General features: G+C 70.7%; 17 protein-coding genes. 12 read left to right on the forward strand and 5 right to left on the reverse strand.

What is annotated here, in order from left to right; genetic code table 11:
• Positions 1 to 19 precede the first annotated feature (19 nt).
• A complete protein-coding gene (locus ACFV9C_RS19045; protein WP_012923942.1) occupies positions 20 to 235 on the forward strand; it encodes a helix-turn-helix domain-containing protein in 216 nt (71 codons plus the stop codon).
• A gap of 55 nt (positions 236 to 290) precedes the next feature.
• Here ACFV9C_RS19045 and ACFV9C_RS19050 read toward each other — a convergent pair whose 3' ends face one another.
• Complete coding sequence (locus tag ACFV9C_RS19050; RefSeq protein WP_380195245.1) at positions 291 to 1,151, reverse strand: alpha/beta fold hydrolase; 861 nt, start codon at positions 1,149 to 1,151, stop codon at positions 291 to 293.
• Between the two features lie 53 nt (positions 1,152 to 1,204).
• Between ACFV9C_RS19050 and ACFV9C_RS19055 the strand changes: the two genes are divergently transcribed.
• Positions 1,205 to 3,046 carry a BTAD domain-containing putative transcriptional regulator gene (locus ACFV9C_RS19055; RefSeq protein WP_380195246.1) on the forward strand — a complete coding sequence of 614 codons (1,842 nt, stop codon included), beginning with the start codon at positions 1,205 to 1,207 and terminating at the stop codon, positions 3,044 to 3,046.
• On the opposite strand, the gene ACFV9C_RS19060 is transcribed toward ACFV9C_RS19055, so the two are convergent.
• The gene (locus ACFV9C_RS19060; RefSeq protein ID WP_380195247.1) at positions 3,043 to 3,258 is read right to left on the reverse strand and encodes a hypothetical protein; all 216 of its coding nucleotides are present in this window, start codon (positions 3,256 to 3,258) and stop codon (positions 3,043 to 3,045) included. The genes ACFV9C_RS19055 and ACFV9C_RS19060 overlap by 4 nt on opposite strands.
• Before the next feature lie 104 nt (positions 3,259 to 3,362).
• On the opposite strand from ACFV9C_RS19060, the gene ACFV9C_RS19065 reads away from it, so the two are divergent.
• Positions 3,363 to 3,536 (forward strand): hypothetical protein, encoded by a 174-nt coding sequence (locus tag ACFV9C_RS19065; protein ID WP_380195249.1) that lies wholly within the window; start codon positions 3,363 to 3,365, stop codon positions 3,534 to 3,536.
• Here ACFV9C_RS19065 and ACFV9C_RS19070 read toward each other — a convergent pair.
• Entirely contained in the window at positions 3,533 to 4,192 is a 660-nt protein-coding gene (locus ACFV9C_RS19070) for a class I SAM-dependent methyltransferase (RefSeq protein ID WP_380195250.1), read from the reverse strand. The two genes, ACFV9C_RS19065 and ACFV9C_RS19070, sit on opposite strands and share 4 nt — an antisense overlap.
• Positions 4,193 to 4,302: 110 nt before the next feature.
• On the opposite strand from ACFV9C_RS19070, the gene ACFV9C_RS19075 reads away from it, so the two are divergent.
• Genes ACFV9C_RS19075 through ACFV9C_RS19085 form a run of 3 tightly spaced genes read left to right on the forward strand, consistent with a single transcriptional unit; the run spans position 4,303 to position 6,545 of the window.
• Positions 4,303 to 4,404: a 30S ribosomal protein bS22 gene (locus ACFV9C_RS19075; protein WP_008356322.1), complete on the forward strand. Its 102-nt coding sequence runs from the start codon at positions 4,303 to 4,305 to the stop codon at positions 4,402 to 4,404.
• A gap of 52 nt (positions 4,405 to 4,456) precedes the next feature.
• Positions 4,457 to 5,449 (forward strand): NAD-dependent epimerase/dehydratase family protein, encoded by a 993-nt coding sequence (locus ACFV9C_RS19080; RefSeq protein WP_380195512.1) that lies wholly within the window; start codon positions 4,457 to 4,459, stop codon positions 5,447 to 5,449.
• Positions 5,442 to 6,545, forward strand: coding sequence for a lysophospholipid acyltransferase family protein (locus tag ACFV9C_RS19085; RefSeq protein ID WP_380195251.1), 1,104 nt, complete (start codon positions 5,442 to 5,444; stop codon positions 6,543 to 6,545). Before ACFV9C_RS19080 ends, ACFV9C_RS19085 begins: the two co-directional genes overlap by 8 nt.
• Positions 6,546 to 7,140: 595 nt before the next feature.
• On the opposite strand, the gene ACFV9C_RS19090 is transcribed toward ACFV9C_RS19085, so the two are convergent.
• Together ACFV9C_RS19090 and ACFV9C_RS19095 are read right to left on the reverse strand one after the other, a co-directional pair.
• The gene (locus ACFV9C_RS19090) at positions 7,141 to 8,271 is read right to left on the reverse strand and encodes a DUF5667 domain-containing protein (protein ID WP_380195252.1); all 1,131 of its coding nucleotides are present in this window, start codon (positions 8,269 to 8,271) and stop codon (positions 7,141 to 7,143) included.
• 205 nt (positions 8,272 to 8,476) lie between these two features.
• Positions 8,477 to 9,049 carry a sigma-70 family RNA polymerase sigma factor gene (locus tag ACFV9C_RS19095; protein WP_238332099.1) on the reverse strand — a complete coding sequence of 191 codons (573 nt, stop codon included), beginning with the start codon at positions 9,047 to 9,049 and terminating at the stop codon, positions 8,477 to 8,479.
• Positions 9,050 to 9,412: 363 nt separating this feature from the next.
• On the opposite strand from ACFV9C_RS19095, the gene ACFV9C_RS19100 reads away from it, so the two are divergent.
• The 6 genes from ACFV9C_RS19100 (at position 9,413) to ACFV9C_RS19125 (ending at position 15,835) form a co-directional block, all read left to right on the forward strand.
• Complete coding sequence (locus ACFV9C_RS19100) at positions 9,413 to 10,855, forward strand: class I adenylate-forming enzyme family protein (protein WP_380195253.1); 1,443 nt, start codon at positions 9,413 to 9,415, stop codon at positions 10,853 to 10,855.
• The gene (locus tag ACFV9C_RS19105; RefSeq protein ID WP_380195254.1) at positions 10,852 to 11,088 is read left to right on the forward strand and encodes a glutaredoxin family protein; all 237 of its coding nucleotides are present in this window, start codon (positions 10,852 to 10,854) and stop codon (positions 11,086 to 11,088) included. Before ACFV9C_RS19100 ends, ACFV9C_RS19105 begins: the two co-directional genes overlap by 4 nt.
• A 100-nt stretch (positions 11,089 to 11,188) precedes the next feature.
• Positions 11,189 to 11,944, forward strand: a complete 756-nt coding sequence (locus ACFV9C_RS19110; protein WP_380195255.1) for a redox-sensing transcriptional repressor Rex — start codon at positions 11,189 to 11,191, stop codon at positions 11,942 to 11,944.
• On the forward strand, positions 11,941 to 13,212 hold the full coding sequence (locus tag ACFV9C_RS19115) for a glutamyl-tRNA reductase (RefSeq protein WP_380195256.1): 1,272 nt from the start codon (positions 11,941 to 11,943) through the stop codon (positions 13,210 to 13,212). Before ACFV9C_RS19110 ends, ACFV9C_RS19115 begins: the two co-directional genes overlap by 4 nt.
• Positions 13,209 to 14,102, forward strand: coding sequence for a hydroxymethylbilane synthase (gene hemC / locus ACFV9C_RS19120; protein WP_380195257.1), 894 nt, complete (start codon positions 13,209 to 13,211; stop codon positions 14,100 to 14,102). Before ACFV9C_RS19115 ends, hemC begins: the two co-directional genes overlap by 4 nt.
• Positions 14,099 to 15,835, forward strand: coding sequence for a uroporphyrinogen-III synthase (locus ACFV9C_RS19125; RefSeq protein ID WP_380195258.1), 1,737 nt, complete (start codon positions 14,099 to 14,101; stop codon positions 15,833 to 15,835). Before hemC ends, ACFV9C_RS19125 begins: the two co-directional genes overlap by 4 nt.

Here is a 15,835-nt window from a genome sequence, read left to right on the forward strand (position 1 = left end):
GCTGGAAGTGCGGTGCGCAATGGCATCAAAGAAGTCCGGTGGTGAGCAGCCGCTCGCCGAGGTGAAGTTCCTGACCGTGGCGGAGGTCGCCACGGCCATGCGCGTGTCCAAGATGACGGTGTACCGACTGGTGCACTCCGGTGAGCTGCCCGCGGTGCGGGTGGGTCGTTCCTTCCGGGTCTCCGAGGATGCCGTGCACGACTACCTCAAGGGCGCCTTCTTCCAGGCCGGATAACAACGAACCGAAGGGGCCGGATCCACGGATCCGGCCCCTTCGGCATGCGCCCCGGCTAGCGGTTGAGGAGGGTGCGGAGGGCGGTGGCTACTTCCTCGGGGGACTCTTCGGCCATGAAGTGGCCGGCGGTGGTGGTTTGGTGGTGGAGGTCAGTGGTCCAGGTCTTCCAGCGGGCGGCGGCGTCGAAGCCCAGCGCGGAGCCCCAGTCCTGCTGGATCACCGTGACCGGCATCCGGAGCTTGTTGCCCGCGGCAAGATCCTCCCCGTCCTGCGTGACGTCGACGGTCGCCGACGCCCGGTAGTCCGCGACGATCGACGGTACGGCGTTCCGCGACGCCTCCAGGTACTCCGCCCGTACCTCGGCCGGGATCGCCTGCGGATCATTGGCCCACACGTCCAGGAAGTACCCGAAGAACTCGTCCGCCGACGCCGCGATCATCCGCTCCGGCAGCCCGGGCGGCTGTGCCATCAGGTACAGGTGGAACCCGACCGCCGCACTCGCCCCGTGCATCACGTCCCACATGTCGAGCGTCGGCAGTACGTCGAGACTCATCAGATGCGTGACCACATCCGGATGGTCCAGCCCCGCCCGGAACGCCACCAGCGCACCCCGGTCGTGCCCGACGAGCGCGAACCGCGAATGCCCCAGCGCCGCCGCCACCGCGACCACATCCGCGGCCATCTCCCGCTTCGAGTACCCGTCCACCGGCTTGTCGCTCGCGCCGTACCCGCGCAGATCCGGGCAGATCACCGTGTGGTCCGCCGCCAGGTCCCGCGCGACCTGCCGCCACATCAGGTGCGTCTGCGGAAACCCGTGCAGCAACACCACCGGCGTACCCGAACCCCCGACCGCGACGTTCAGCTCGACACCGTCCACCCCGCGCACGCGGGAGTACTCGAATCCTTCGATCTGCATGCCCCCAGCGTCGCGCCCGTCGATGAGCAACGGATGAGCGCTACCGTGGCCCGGTGGAGTTCGGGGTGCTTGGGCCGGTGGTGGCCTGGGATCGGCAGCAGGTCGATCTGAAGGGACCACGGCACCGGGCGGTGCTGGCGCGGCTGATCGTCGCGCGCGGGCGCGTCGTACCGGCGAACGTCCTGGTGGACGACCTGTGGGTCGACCCGCCGGAGGGGGCGTTGAGTGCGCTGCGGACGTTCGTGGCGGCGCTGCGGCGGGCGATCGAGCCGGACCGGGCGCCGCGGGCTCCGGCGCGAGTGCTGGTGACCGAGGGGCCTGGCTATGCGTTGCGGACCGAGGCTGTGGACGCGTGGCGGTTCGAGGAGACAGTGCAGGCGGGTACGCCGACGCTGTCGGAGCTGCAGGATGCGTTGGGGTTGTGGCGGGGGCCGGCGTACGCCGAGTTCTCGGACGAGCCGTGGGCGTTGGGGGAGCGGACCCGGCTGACCGAGCTGCGGCTGCGGGCCGTCGAGCGGATCGGGGAGACGCGGCTGGGGTTGGGCCTTGCGGCTGAGGCGGTGCCGGATCTGGACGCGCATGTGGCCGAGCATCCGTGGCGGGAGGATGCGTGGCGGTTGCTGGCGTTGGCGTTGTACCGAAGCGAGCGGCAGGGTGACGCGCTCGCCGTACTCCGGCGCGCCCGGGAGATGCTGGTGGGGCAGCTCGGGGTGGACCCCGGTCCGGCGTTGGCGCGGCTGGAGCACGACATCCTCAACCAGGCCACGCATCTCACACCACCCGGCAACGCGCTGGCGGCAGCGGGGAGTGTTTGGGCCGAGGCGGCTGCGGCGTATGACCGGGCTGTTGGTGGTACTCGGGCGCGGATCGAGTCGACGGTTGGGCTGTTGCGCGATCTCGCGGTCACCGGTGGGGGAGGGCTCGAGGCGGCGCGGCGGCATCGGCTGGCGGCGGTGCGGGCGGCGGAGGAGCTGGGGGATCCGGAGGTGACGGCGCGGATCATCGGGGCGTACGACGTACCGGCGATCTGGACGCGCTCCGACGACGAGGCGCAGGCGGCGGCGATCGTGGCGGCGGCCGAACGGGTGCTGCCGACGCAGGACCATCCGAGCATCCGCGCCCGGCTGCTCGCCACGATCGCGGTGGAGTCGCGGAGTTCCCGGGATGCCCGTCCCCGCGAGGCCGCGCGGGAGGCGGAGCAGCTCGCGCGTGGGCTCGACGATCCGGCGCTCCTGGCGTTCACGTTGAACGGCGTCTTCATGCAGACCTGCTACCGACCCGGTCTCGCACCGGAGCGAGACGCGATCGGCGCGGAGCTCGTCACGCTGTCGCGGCGCCACAACCTCTTTACCTATGAGGTTCTCGGCCATCTGATCCGTCTGCAGTCGGCGTGCGCCCGCGCCGACCACACCGCCGCCGACGATCACGCCGCAGCCGCCGACGCCCTCGCCGTACGCCACGAACTCCCGCTCGTCGAGGTCTTCACCCGCTGGTACGCCGCCCTCCGCGCGGACACGCCCGACTCGTACCGCGCCGCGGCCACCCTCCTGCCCACAGCCGGCATGCCCGGCCTCACCGACGGCCTACTCCCGCTCGCCCTCGCCACCCACGCCATCCGCCACAACCAACCGATCCCCTCAGCCGACTACGGCCCCCACGCCCCGTGGGTGTACGCCGCGAAGGCCCCCGGTGCGGACCGCGCCGGCGGAGCGCTGGTGCCGCCGCCCGGGCTGCTGCTCGAGGTGCACTGGGCATTGACCGCGCACGCGGCGCGGCAGGTCGGTGATGACGAGCTGTTGGCAGCGGCCCGGCAGGTGTTGGAGCCGGCGGCCGGCGAACACGCGGCAGGCAGTGGTCTGCTCACGCTCGGCCCGGTCGCCGACTACCTGAACTAGAGGTCTTCGGGTGACCCGGTCTCCGACTTGCGGTCGGCCTGCAGCCGCAGCTCGTGGTACGACCGGTGGGCCGTCCCTCGGTACGCGTCGTCGTACGCCGCGAGCGCGCCGGCCACGCCGGAGCCCCGCCCGGTGCGCCGCGCCCACGCGGCGAACGAGGTCAGCCCTGCCAGCACCACGATCAGACTTGCCAAGAACACGACGTACGCCACGACGTCCACGCTACCTCGCACTCCCAGCCGGCTCCCAGGAATCTTCCAGGGCCGTCGCAGTCCGGGCGCCCAGGATGGAATCACCAACCTGAAGGAGGCTCCTGATGCCGATCCGAATCGTCAGAACCGTTGCCGTAGGCACCATCGCGACCCTGGGCCTGGCCGCCGTCGCCTTCACCCCCGCCGCCTACGCGAGCACCACCAAGCAGACCGCCACTCCTCACCTGGCCGTCCTCAACGACCCGGCAACCCCGGTCACCACCCGCAAAGCCGCTTAGGACTTCCGCGCCCGCAGTGCCAGTGCGTGCGGAATGTCCTGGCCGGCCGGCTCCTCGAAGTGTTCGACTGTCAGGCCTGAGGTGATGACGGCGTTCAGATAGTCGGCCAGGGTCAGGTGGGACATGCCGATCCGGCGGCGGATCCCGTCCTGTGCCCACCACGGCATGTCGGTGTGCCACCCGGTCTCGCGGTACGTCGGATGCACAGTCCGCCGGCCGTCCTCCTCGTACACGACATGCGGCCCGTTGAAGCACGGATGGACGCCGTACGTGACGAACACCCCGCCGGGCCGCAGCACCCGCGCCGCCTCGCGGAGCACCGCGCCGAAGTCGTCGACGTCCGTGGAGGTCCACAGCGTGATCGCCGTGTCGAAGGACCCGTCGGCGAACGGCAAGGCCGCCGCGTCACCGTGGAACAGGGGACCGTCGGTGCGCATCCGGGCGCGGCCGAGCTGGTCGATCGAGAAGTCCAGCCCGACGACGCTCCGCCCGCTGGCGCGGATGCTGTCGAAGTTGCGGCCGGTCCCGCAGCCGATGTCCAGGCACGGGCCCGAACCGCGGCCGAGCAGGTCCAGCAGACCGGGCTGATGCGGCGGCGCGTCGGCCACGAAACGTTCGTCGTACCACTGCGCCAGACCGTCGTACCGTGCCCGCATCCGGCCTCCCCAGGTAGGGTGCCAGTCTACAGAAGGAGCCTGCTTTAGGTCGGGGAAGCGACCTACGGGTAAGCTTTGCCGACGTTCTCTTTGAGTTTGGATGGTCCGACGTGGGTTCCGTTATCAAGAAGCGCCGTAAGCGTATGGCGAAGAAGAAGCACCGCAAGCTGCTGAAGAAGACGCGGGTGCAGCGCCGCAAGCTCGGCAAGTAAGTAGTTCTGCCGCGCCCGGTCCGGCTGGGGGTAGCTCGTGGCACACGTGGTGATGGTGACCGGCGTCTCGAGGGACGCCGGTGCTCGCTGTGCCCGGAGACTGGCCGAGGACCCGTCGATCGGCACGGTGATCGGTGTCGACGTGGTTCCGCCGCGCGCAGAGCTCGGTCGGGTCCGGTTCGTCCGGGCCGACATCCGCAATCCGGTGATCGCCAAGGTGATCGCCGCGGAGGATGTGGACACGGTCGTCCACACCGGCGTCGTGGCCACCCCCGGCAGCGCCGGTGGCCGGTCGTCGATGAAGGAGATCAACGTCATCGGCACCATGCAGTTGCTGGCCGCGTGCCAGAAGGCGCCGGGCGTGGCGAAGCTGGTGGTGAAGTCGTCGACAACGGTGTACGGCGCGGGTCCGCGGGATCCGGCGATGTTCACCGAGGAGATGGCGCCGCGGGCGATCCATCACCACGGGCTGAGCAAGGACGCGGTCGAGGTCGAGGGGTACGTGCGGGGTTTCGCCCGGCGCCGACCCGACGTCTGCGTCTCCACCCTCCGGATGGCGAACTGGATCGGCCCCAAGACCGACTCCCCGATCACCCGGTACTTCGGGCTGCCCGTCGTACCGACCGTGTTCGGGTACGACGCACGCCTGCAGTTCCTGCACGAGGACGACGGCGTCGAGGCGATCCGGCACGCCACCGTGCACGAGCTGCCGGGGACGTTCAACCTGGCCGGTGACGGCGTACTGTCGCTGTCCCAGGCGATCCGCCGGCTCGGCCGTCCGACGTTGCGGCTGCCGTCGTTCACCGCTTCCAGTACTGCGGCTGTCGTACGGCGGGCGCGGCTGGCGGACTTCTCGCCGGATCAGATCACGTTCCTGACGTACGGGCGGGGTGTGGACACGACGCGGATGCGCAGCGACTTCGGGTTCGAGCCGACGTACTCGACCGCGGAGGCGTTCGACGACTTCCGCCGGTCGCTCGGCACCGGCGCGATGAGCCGCGCCTCCGGCCTGCTGAACGCCGGCCTGGGGGCGCTCCGTGGCTGACGCCGACATCATCCCGATCGGCACCGCCGGCCACCCCGGCCGCGGGACCCCCCGCCGAACCACCCCCTCCGCCGCCGCCCGCGCGCTCGCGGGCGAGCAGGCCCGCCCGAAGAAGAACAACCGGAAGCCGCCCAAGACCCAGGAGAAGGCTGCCGAGACGGAAGAACCGGCTGTCGAGTCGCCGGCGTACTCCGAGGAGCGACCCACCGAGCCCGGGCTGGACTTCGGCCGGCTCGAGCGTGGGGTGCGGGAGGTGTTCGGGGCCGACGGGGAGCGGCGGGTCGCGGAGTGGCTGGCGTTCCTGCGGCGGCGGGTGACGGGGGAGTACGAGCTCGACGAGTTCGGGTACGACGCGGATCTCACCGACCAGGTGCTGTTGCCGATGTTGCGGCCGATGGTGGAGAAGTGGTTCCGGGTCGAGGTGCGCGGGATCGAGAACATCCCGGCCGACGGCAGCGCGCTGATCGTCGCGAACCACTCCGGCACGATGCCGCTCGACGGACTGGTCAGCCAGGTCGTGGTCGCGGACCACACCGGTCGCCCGCTGCGTACGCTCGCGGCGGACCTGGTGTTCCAGACGCCGTTCGTCGGTGAGCTGTCCCGCAAGGGCGGCGCCACGCTGGCGAACAACGACGACGCCGAGCGGCTGCTCCGGCAGGGCAACCTGGTCGGCGTCTGGCCGGAGGGGTTCAAGGGTCTCGGCAAGCCGTTCGCCGAGCGGTACAAGCTGCAGCGGTTCGGCCGCGGCGGGTTCGTCAGCGCCGCGATGCGGACCGGCGTACCGATCGTGCCGTGCTCGATCGTCGGCGCCGAGGAGATCTACCCGCTGGTCGGCAACATCGCCTCGCTGGCCCGCCTGCTGGGCGTCCCGTACATCCCGGTGACCCCGTTCTTCCCGCTGCTCGGCCCGCTCGGCCTGATCCCGCTGCCGTCCAAGTGGCTGATCGAGTTCGGCGAACCGATCCGCACCGACGAGTTCCCCGACGGCGCCGCCGACGACCCGATGCTGGTCTTCAACGTCACCGACCAGGTCCGCGAAACCATCCAGCAAACCCTCTACACCCTCCTAATGCAACGCCGCAGCGTCTTCTTCTAACCCCGCCCCACCCGGCCCGAGCCCCACCCGGCCCCGCGCCCCACCCGGCCCCCGCCCCGCGCCTGCCCGCCCCGCGCCTGCCCGCCGGCCGGACCTCGCGAGGGGATATCCGGCTCTCCTGTCACCTGGGCATTCGCGGACCACCTCGACACCTCGGGCTACACGTCGAGTCGTGGCGATTGGCTGCCGCCCACAACCGTGAGTCGTGGATCGGGGTCGCCTTTCCACGCTTTCTACCGCCGAATCCCACGACTCGGCGAACAAGCTCACGCGCGGATGCACTATCCAGCGGGCCGACAGCGCCTGCCGGCAACGTGCGTCTGGAGCACGCCAACCACCCACACATGAAGCACAAGAACCGGATGTCCCGTAGGGAGGGGGCCGTGCGGGAGGTCGGGGCGGTGGTGCGGGTGGTGGGGCGGGGTGTGGGTGGGGCGGTGGTGAGGTGGGGCGGTGGTGAGGTGGGGCGGTGGTGAGGTGGGGCGGTGGTGAGGTGGGGCGGTGGTGAGGTGGGGCGGTGGTGAGGTGGGGCGGGGTGTGGGTGGGGACGACGCAGCCCCCGGCGCGTGGTGCGGGCCGGGGGCTGCGGGGGGTGTTACTTCCAGGGTGGGAACAGGGTCTGGATCAGGCCTGGAAGGTTGATCAGTGGTGTGGTCGGGAACGGCCACGGCCACGACGGTGTGGCCGGTGTCAGCGTGGAAGGCAGCACCGTGGGCGTCGTAATCGGCGAGTGTGACGACGACGGCTTGGGTGGAGTCTTCAGGACGGTCGACGGCGGAGTGGTGGACTCCTCGACGATCGTCGTGTTCGGCACCTTGGTCGGCGCGGTGGACGGTTGCAGCGAGGCCGAGTCCACCGGGGTCGGGATCGTCGACGAAGCCTTCGGGCTGGTCGACGACGCGCCCTTGACCGGGTCGCTCGGCTCGTTCACGCCGGGGGTGGTGCGGTTCGGATGGTTGGTGTTCGAGCCGGTGCTGGGTGCTCCGGCGGCCGGCACCGGCGCATCGCACTTCGGGCACGCGGCCGTGGTGAGCTGCGCCAGTTGCTCGATCGTGGCGAGCGCCTCGACACCGGACTTCAGCGACTCCGGCGGGAGGTTCGGCGTTGCTCCCACCAAGGCCTGGCGGGCGCTGGTGATGAACGACGTGATCGCGCTGATCGAGCTCTTGTCGCTGTTCTGCTGGTACGACGCGAGCAGCCGGGACACGCCCTTGCGGGATTGTGCCGAGAAGTCGTCCAGGGTCGCGGTGATGGTGCCCGCCGAACCGCCGTTGTCGGTCAGCTCGCGGACTTCGGACAGCCGGGTCATCGCATGCTCGAGGTCGCGCCGGCCGCGGGAGTCGTCGCCGACGCCCACGTTGGTGGCCACGTTCTCGATACTGCGCTTCATCCCGTACAAGGTGTCGCCGGGCATCGCCTGCTGAGCGGCGGCGGCAGAACCGATGCCACCTCCCAGCAGCACCAACGCGGCAGTCGAGGCCACCAACCGGATCTTCCGGCCCTGGCGGCGGCGGATATCTGTCACGGACGCGCCAACGTCCTCGCTACCCGGCGGGTCGTCCGAGTCGTCTGGTGCGGTGTGCACCGTCAGTTGAGTCGCAGTGGTCGCCGCCCGCGCCGCCGCCTGCTCCATCAGGCGGTGCCGCAGCTCGGCACTGAACTCGGGTCGCGGTGCAACTGCGCCGGCGGTCCTCAGCCGTCCGACCAGTTCCACAGCTTCCAGCAACTCTGGATCGTCGCCCAGTCGCGCGGAGTGACGGGGCCCGTGATCGACGGCGTGCGCGAATGCCTCCGCGCGCGCTCGAGCCCTGTGTAGGTCACTCATGAGTTCTCGTTCTCCTCAATGGCCAGTCGGGGTCACCGACAGGTCCTCACCAGGCAAACGAGGTAACTCCCTGACGGGTTACGAAAGACGTTCGTTGTCATCCGCCTCATCTCAAGTCCTTGGGGATAACCTTCGCCAGGTGCCGGACGGCCCGCAGCTGCAGTTGCTTGACGGCGCCTTCGGACTTCTCCAGCGCCTTGGCCGTCTCGGCGATCGACAGGCCGGCGAAGAACCGCATCGTCAGGCAGTCGCGTTGCTCGTCGGGCAGGCCGGCGACCGCGTCCCGGAGTACCTCCGCAGTGGCCGCGGCCAGTACGTCGATCTCCGGGCCCTCGGTCTGCCGGTCGTGGGTCTCGATCTCGTCGGTGACCACCTCGAGCCGGACCCGGCCGGACTTGTAGTGGTCGGTGATCAGGTTCCGGGCGATCGTCACCAGCCAGGCTCCGAAGTCCCGGCCCTGCCAGCGGAACGAGTCCAGCGCGCGCAGCGCCCGGACGAAGGTCTCGCTGGTCAGGTCCTCGGCGAGTGCCGATGACGACACCCGGGCGTAGATGTAGCGATAGACGGTGAGCGAGTACTCGTCGTACAGCTCACCGAAGGCACCGACGTCCCCGGCCTGGGCGCGATCGACGAGCTCGGCTCGTCGCATCCCGTCCGGGCTTGGTTCCGGCGTGGTCAAGTTGTCTCCCCGTTCGACTGACACGTCGTTCGACACATCCGCGAATGGCCTCAGTGACTGAATCAGCACAGAGCGTTACCGCATAAGCACGTGCTGTCAACAGGCTGGGGCGTGCCGCCTTCCGTCCGGTCCGATGGTCACGAATGCGCCAGCGGACTGCGTCCGCCGTGTACGGAGCAGCCTGCTGTCGGGGAGGGGTACATCGCGCATGAGGATCCCCGCGCGGACGGGTTTCTGCAGTGTGAGGTTCGACAGAAGCTCGGCCGCGAAGTCACCTGTATATCGGTGGTTACGCTCCGCTGCAACCGTTCTGGGCAAGCTGGTTGCTCCCGGCCCGGATCCCGGGCGTGACAGACTCGCCTGGTGAACGTGAATTTCGCGGACATCCTTCGTGACACAGCGCAACGTCATGGCGGGCGTCCCGCGCTGGTCGACGGGGATCGGCGGCTGACCTGGAGCGAGCTCGACCAGGCCGTCGACCGGACCGCGCAGGGGCTCGCCGCGGCCGGCCTGGTACCGGGCTACCGGGTGCTGCTCCTGGTTGCCAACAGTATCGAGTTCGTCACGTCCTACCTGGGCGTTCTTCGTGCCGGGCTGGTCGCCGTACCGCTCAACACCGGCCTCACCAAGCCCGAGCTGGCGACCGTCGCGGAGCACTCCGGGGCGCGGCTGGCGATCGTCGACGCGGTTCTCGCGGACCGGTTCGAGGGGGTCCGGACGGTGGCCCCGGACGAGCTGCAGGGTGACGCTCCGTTACCGCCGCCGATCGATCCTGAGTCGCTCGCGGTGCTGCTGTACACCTCCGGAACCAGTGGAGATCCGCGGGCCGCGATGCTCACCCATCGGGCACTTTCGGCGAATGTGCACAACCTCACCCAGCTCGGCGAGGACCGGATGGGCCCCGAGGACGTCGTGCTCGGGGTGCTGCCGATGTTCCACGCGTTCGGCCTGAACGCCGTCCTCGGCTGGGCGGTCGCCACCGGCGCCGCGCTGATCGTCGAACGCCGCTTCGACCCCGAGCAGACCCTCGAACTGATCGGCCGGTACGGCGTGACCCGCCTGCCGCTCGCCCCGCCGGCCCTGCACGCGCTGCTGTCCCGCCCGGACCTCCGCGCGGGGCTGAAGACCGTCAAGGTCGTGCTGACCGGGGCGTCCACGCTCGAGCGCGGGCTCGCGGACCGGTTCGAGGCGGCCGGCGGCCTGCACGTCCACCAGGGCTACGGGCTGACCGAGGCGTCCCCGGGCGTCACCACGACGCTCGGCGAGGCCGCCCCGAAGCCGGGGTCGGTCGGCCGCCCGCTGCCGAACGTCGAGCTCCGGATCGCCGACGAGCAGGGCGAGGACGTCGAGGGCGACGACCCGGGCGAGATCCTGATCCGCGGCGGGAACCTCTTCTCCGGCTACTGGCCGGACGGCGTCGACGGGCCGGACGCGGACGGCTGGTACCGGACCGGTGACGTCGGGTTCCTGGACGCCGACGGCGACCTGTTCCTGGTCGACCGGCTGCGCGAGCTGATCATCGTGTCCGGCTTCAACGTCTTCCCGAGCGAGGTCGAGGACGTCCTGGTCGGTGCTCCGGGCGTCCGCGAGGCCGCGGTGATCGGCGTACCGTCCGAGGAGACCGGCGAGGCGGTGAAGGCTTTCGTGGTGCCGTTGCCGGACGCATCGGTCGACGTCGCAACGGTCGGGGAGTACGCCGCGGCCCGGCTGGCCCGGTTCAAGTGCCCGGTCGAGATCGAGGTGGTGGACCACCTGCCGCACTCGGTCACCGGCAAGGTCGCGAAGGGACGGTTGCGGGACCGATGAGCAGGGTGCTGATGTACGGGAAGCCCGGCTGCCATCTGTGCGATGACGCCCGGGAGATCATCCGGGCGGTCTGCGCCGAGGCGGGCGTGGAGTGGTCCGAGGTCGACATCACGCAGGACGACCGGTTGTTCACGCAGTACGGCGAACAGATCCCGGTCACCTTCGTCGACGGCAAGCAGCACGACTTCTGGCGGGTCGACCCCGCCCGACTGCGAAAAGCGCTGATGAGGTAGGGGTCACTTTCGCCGATTTTGTTCTCACGTTCACAAGCTCCTAGAGTAAGAGAGCCGCCGGCCGTCAGACCGCGGTGAACCAACCGCTCCCAGGAGAATTGTGACGCGTGCCAGCAGCCGTCGCCCCGGCCCGCCGACGAGAACCGAACGCGGCATCCCCGAGGCGACTGTCGCGCGCTTGCCGGTCTACCTCCGGGCGCTGACCGCGCTCTCCGACGGTGGCACCGCCACCGCGTCGAGCGAGGACCTGGCGACCGCCGCGGGCGTGAACTCGGCCAAGCTCCGCAAGGACCTCTCCTACCTGGGCTCGTACGGCACCCGCGGCGTCGGGTACGACGTCGAGTACCTGCGCTACCAGATCGCCCGCGAGATCGGCGTCACCCAGGACTGGGCGGTCGTCATCGTCGGGATCGGAAACCTGGGCCACGCGCTGGCGAACTACTCCGGCTTCGGTACCCGCGGGTTCCGGATCGTCGCGCTGCTGGACGCCGACCCGACCCTGATCGGCGAGCGGATCGGCGACATGGAGGTCCGCGACTTCGCCGAGCTCGAGGACATCGTGAAGGCCGACCGGGTGTCGATCGGCGTCATCACCACCCCGGCCGGCCCGGCGCAGGAGGTGTGCGACCGGCTGGTCGCCGCCGGCGTCACCAGCATCCTGAACTTCGCGCCCGTGGTGCTGTCCGTGCCCGACGGCGTCGACATCCGCAAGGTGGACCTCTCGATCGAGTTGCAGATCCTGGCGTACCACGAACAACGAAAGTCCGGAGAGGCGGCGCTCCCCCAGGTGCCCGAACTACCAGCGCTGAACGGTCTGACGGAGCTCCCGAGTGTCGGGGGAGGTGTCGGCGCATGAGTTACCTGGTCGTCGGCATCAGTCACCGGTCCGCTGCCATCGACGTGCTCGAGCGGGTCGCGCTGGACGCGGACGCCGCGACCAAGCTCGGCCTCGCGGTCCGGAACTCGGCCGCCGTCGGGGAGTCCGCGGTGGTTGCCACCTGCAACCGCACCGAGGTGTACGCGACCGTCGACCGGTTCCACGCCGGCATGGACGAGGTCACCGCGATCCTCTCGGACATCACCGGCGTACCGCTGCTGGACCTCGCCGAGCACCTGTACGTGCACTTCGAGGAGGGCGCGGTCGCGCACCTGTTCCAGGTCGCGGTCGGGCTCGACTCGATGATCGTCGGCGAGAGCCAGATCCTCGGCCAGCTCAAGGAGACGCTCCGGGCCGGCCAGGACAACGAGACGATCGCCACCGACCTGAACGCGCTGTTCCAGCACGCGTTGCGGGTCGGCAAGCGGGCCCGTACCGAGACCGGGATCGACTCGGCCGGCCGCTCGGTGGTCTCGGCCGGGCTGGAGGCCGTCGGCGGCACCGAGGGCCGCCGGGCGCTGATCGTCGGGGCCGGCTCGATGGCCTCGCTGGCCGCGCAGACCCTGATGAACAACGGCGCGCGGAGCGTGACCGTTGCCAACCGCAACTACGACCGCGCGGTCGCGCTCACCGACCGGATCGGCGGTACGGCGATCAAGCTCGCCGACGTACCGGAAGCCCTGAAGGACGCCGACCTGCTGGTGTCCTGCACCGGCGCCCGCGGCGTGGTGATCACCGAGGAGATGATCCGGAACGCCGGGCGTCCGCTCGGCGTCCTGGACGTCGCGCTGCCCCGCGACGTCGCGCCGGAAGCGGCCCGGATCCCCGGCGTCACGCTGATCACGCTGGCCGACCTGGTCGGTACGGCGGGCGGCAGCGAGGCCGACATCGACGAGGTACGCCGGATCGTCGGCGAGGAGACCGGCGCGTTCGAGGCCACCCGGCGGGCCGCGTCGGTGGCGCCGACCGTGGTCGCGCTGCGGGCGATGGCGAGCTCGCTGGTCGACCAGGAGCTGGCCCGGCTGGAGCGCCGGCTGCCGGACCTCGACGAGCACGAGCGGCACGAGGTCGAGCGGACCATCCACCGGGTCGTCGACAAGGTGCTGCACAACCCGACGGTGCGGGTGAAGGAACTCGGCGGCGATCCGGGCGGACCGACGTACGCCGACGCGCTCCGGCAACTGTTCGCACTCGACCAGGCGGCCGTCGACGCGGTCACCACTCCGAAGGGCGGTGAGCAGGCATGATCCGCCACCTTCGGCTTGGTACCCGCCGCTCCCAGCTGGCCACCGCGCAGGCGACACTGGTCGCGGACGCGCTCCGGAACCTCGGCCACGAGGTCGAGCTGATCCCGATCTCCACCACCGGCGACGTGGACAAGGTGTCGCCGGTCGAGCAGATCGGTGGCACCGGTATCTACGTCAGCGCGCTGCGGGACGCGCTGCTGGCCGGCGACATCGACCTCGCCGTGCACTCGCTCAAGGACCTCCCGACCGCGCCCGTCGACGGGCTGGTGATCGGCGCGATCCCGGTCCGCGAGGACCCGCGCGACGTCCTGGTCGCCCGCGACGGGCTGACGCTCGGCGAGCTGCCGCGCGGGGCGGTGATCGGTACCGGGGCACCGCGCCGGTCGGCCCAGATCGAGGCGCTCGGCCTGGGCATCGACTGCACCGGCGTCCGCGGCAACGTGGACACCCGGATCGGCCTGGTCGCCGACGGCAAGGTCGACGCGGTGGTGCTGGCCCGTGCCGGGCTGGCCCGGCTGGGGCGGCTCGACGAGGTGACCGAGACGCTGGACCCGATCCAGATGCTGCCGTCGCCGGGACAGGGTGCGCTGGCGGTCGAGTGCAGAGCGGACGACAGCGACGTACTGGCCGCGCTGGCACCGCTGGAGGACGCGGCCACCCGCGCGTCGGTCACCGCGGAGCGGCAGCTGCTGGCCACTCTGGAGGCCGGGTGCACGGCGCCGGTCGGAGCGCTCGCCGAGGTGGTCGAGGGCGAGGACGGCCCGGAGCTGTGGCTGCGCGGCGCGCTCGGCCAGGAAGACGGCGTACGGCGGCTCTCCGCGAACGGGCCGGTGGACGATCCGGTGGCGCTCGGCAGGGCGCTGGCGAACGAGTTGCTGGAGCGGACATGACAGCGGCACAGGGCACGAGCACGGCCCACAAGAAGGCCCAGAAGACGGCCCACAGGACGAGCACGAATACGACGAGGGCGAAGGCAGACGTGAGCGCGAAGACAGCCGCCACCGCGGCACCGCAGAAGGCCGCGACCAGTACCGTCAAGCAGACCAAACCGCTCGGCCATGTCACGTTCGTCGGGGTCGGGCCTGGTGACCCGGCGCTCCTGACGCTGGCCGGCCGGGACGTGCTCGCGGGAGCCGACGCGGTGGTTGTCGAGGGCCCCGAACACGACGCGTTCCTGAGCTACTGCAAGGCCGGCGTCGAGGTCGTGGACGGCTCCGGCGCCGAGGGCAGCAGGGCGCTCCGGGTGGCCGCCCGCGCGCGGCTCGTGGTGAAGACCGCGAAGACCGCGGCGAACGTGGTGCGGCTGCTCAGCGGCGACCCGTTCACCTTCTCCAGCGGCGCCGAGGAGGCCGCCGCCTGCAAGAAGGCGGGCATCGCGTTCAACGTGGTCCCGGGTGTCAGCGAGCTGAGCGCGGTCCCGACGTACGCCGGGATCCCGCTGACGATGAAGGGCGACCGCGAGGTCACCGTCGTCGACCTCGCCGAGAACAAGCTCGACCTGACCCGCCTGCAGCCGAAGCAGACCCTGGTCCTGCTGAACGCGACCGAGGTGCTGAAGGAGACCGTCGCCGGGCTCCTCGAGGCCGGCTTCGACGCGTCCACGCCGGTCGCCGCGACGGTCGGCGGTACGACGACCTCGCAGACCAGCGTGGTCGGCACGCTGGAGACGATCGTCACCGACCTGCGGACCGCGAAGGTCACCGGCGAGGCCGTGATAGTGGTCGGCGCCGTGGTCGAGCAGCGCGAGATGCTGTCCTGGTTCGAGACCAAGCCGTTGTTCGGCTGGCGGATCCTGGTCCCGCGGACCAAGGACCAGGCCGGCCCGCTGATGGACCGGCTCCGGCGGTACGGCGCGATGCCGGAAGAGGTCCCGACGATCTCCGTCGAGCCGCCGCGGAACCCGCAGCAGATGGACAAGGCGATCCGCGGCCTGGTCGAGGGGCGCTACGAATGGGTCGCGTTCACCTCGGTCAACGCGGTGAAGGCGGTCCGGGAGAAGTTCGACGAGTACGGGCTGGACGCGCGGGCGTTCTCCGGGCTGAAGATCGCCGCGGTCGGCGACAAGACCGCCGAGGCGATCGGTGCCTGGGGCATCCGCCCGGACCTGGTGCCGTCCGGCGAGCAGTCCGCGGCCGGGCTGGTCGAGGACTGGCCGCCGTACGACGAGCTGCTGGACCCGATCAACCGGGTCTTCCTGCCGCGCGCCGACATCGCCACCGAGACACTGGTCGCAGGCCTGACCGATCTGGGCTGGGAGGTCGACGACGTGACGGCGTACCGGACCGTCCGGGCCGCCCCGCCGCCCGCGCCGACCCGCGAGGCGATCAAGTCCGGCAAGTTCGACGCGGTGGTGTTCACGTCGTCGTCCACGGTCCGGAACTTGGTCGGTATCGCCGGCAAGCCGCACGCGTCCACCGTGATCGCGGTGATCGGCCCGGCGACGCTGAAGACCGCGGAGGAGCACGGCCTGCGGGTCGACGCGATGGCCGAGACGCCCTCCGTCGAGGAGCTGGCCGACGCCCTGGCCCGGTTCGGTGCGGACCGCCGTGACACCATGGTGGAGGCCGGTGAGCCGGTCACCCGTCCGTCCGAGCGTCGCTCGGGCTCGCGCCGAAAGAGCTGA

This window comes from Kribbella sp. NPDC059898 (assembly GCF_042730855.1).
Lineage (GTDB): Bacteria > Actinomycetota > Actinomycetes > Propionibacteriales > Kribbellaceae > Kribbella.

Excerpts from the sequence above, each read along its gene's own strand:
- ACFV9C_RS19045 (WP_012923942.1), top strand. The coding sequence starts at position 20 with ATGGCATCAAAGAAGTCCGGTGGTGAGCAGCCGCTCGCCGAGGTGAAG.
- ACFV9C_RS19050 (WP_380195245.1), bottom strand. The coding sequence starts at position 1,151 with ATGCAGATCGAAGGATTCGAGTACTCCCGCGTGCGCGGGGTGGACGGT.
- ACFV9C_RS19065 (WP_380195249.1), top strand. The coding sequence starts at position 3,363 with ATGCCGATCCGAATCGTCAGAACCGTTGCCGTAGGCACCATCGCGACC.
- ACFV9C_RS19070 (WP_380195250.1), bottom strand. The coding sequence starts at position 4,192 with ATGCGGGCACGGTACGACGGTCTGGCGCAGTGGTACGACGAACGTTTC.
- ACFV9C_RS19080 (WP_380195512.1), top strand. The coding sequence starts at position 4,457 with ATGGTGACCGGCGTCTCGAGGGACGCCGGTGCTCGCTGTGCCCGGAGA.
- ACFV9C_RS19105 (WP_380195254.1), top strand. The coding sequence starts at position 10,852 with ATGAGCAGGGTGCTGATGTACGGGAAGCCCGGCTGCCATCTGTGCGAT.
- ACFV9C_RS19115 (WP_380195256.1), top strand. The coding sequence starts at position 11,941 with ATGAGTTACCTGGTCGTCGGCATCAGTCACCGGTCCGCTGCCATCGAC.
- hemC (WP_380195257.1), top strand. The coding sequence starts at position 13,209 with ATGATCCGCCACCTTCGGCTTGGTACCCGCCGCTCCCAGCTGGCCACC.
- ACFV9C_RS19125 (WP_380195258.1), top strand. The coding sequence starts at position 14,099 with ATGACAGCGGCACAGGGCACGAGCACGGCCCACAAGAAGGCCCAGAAG.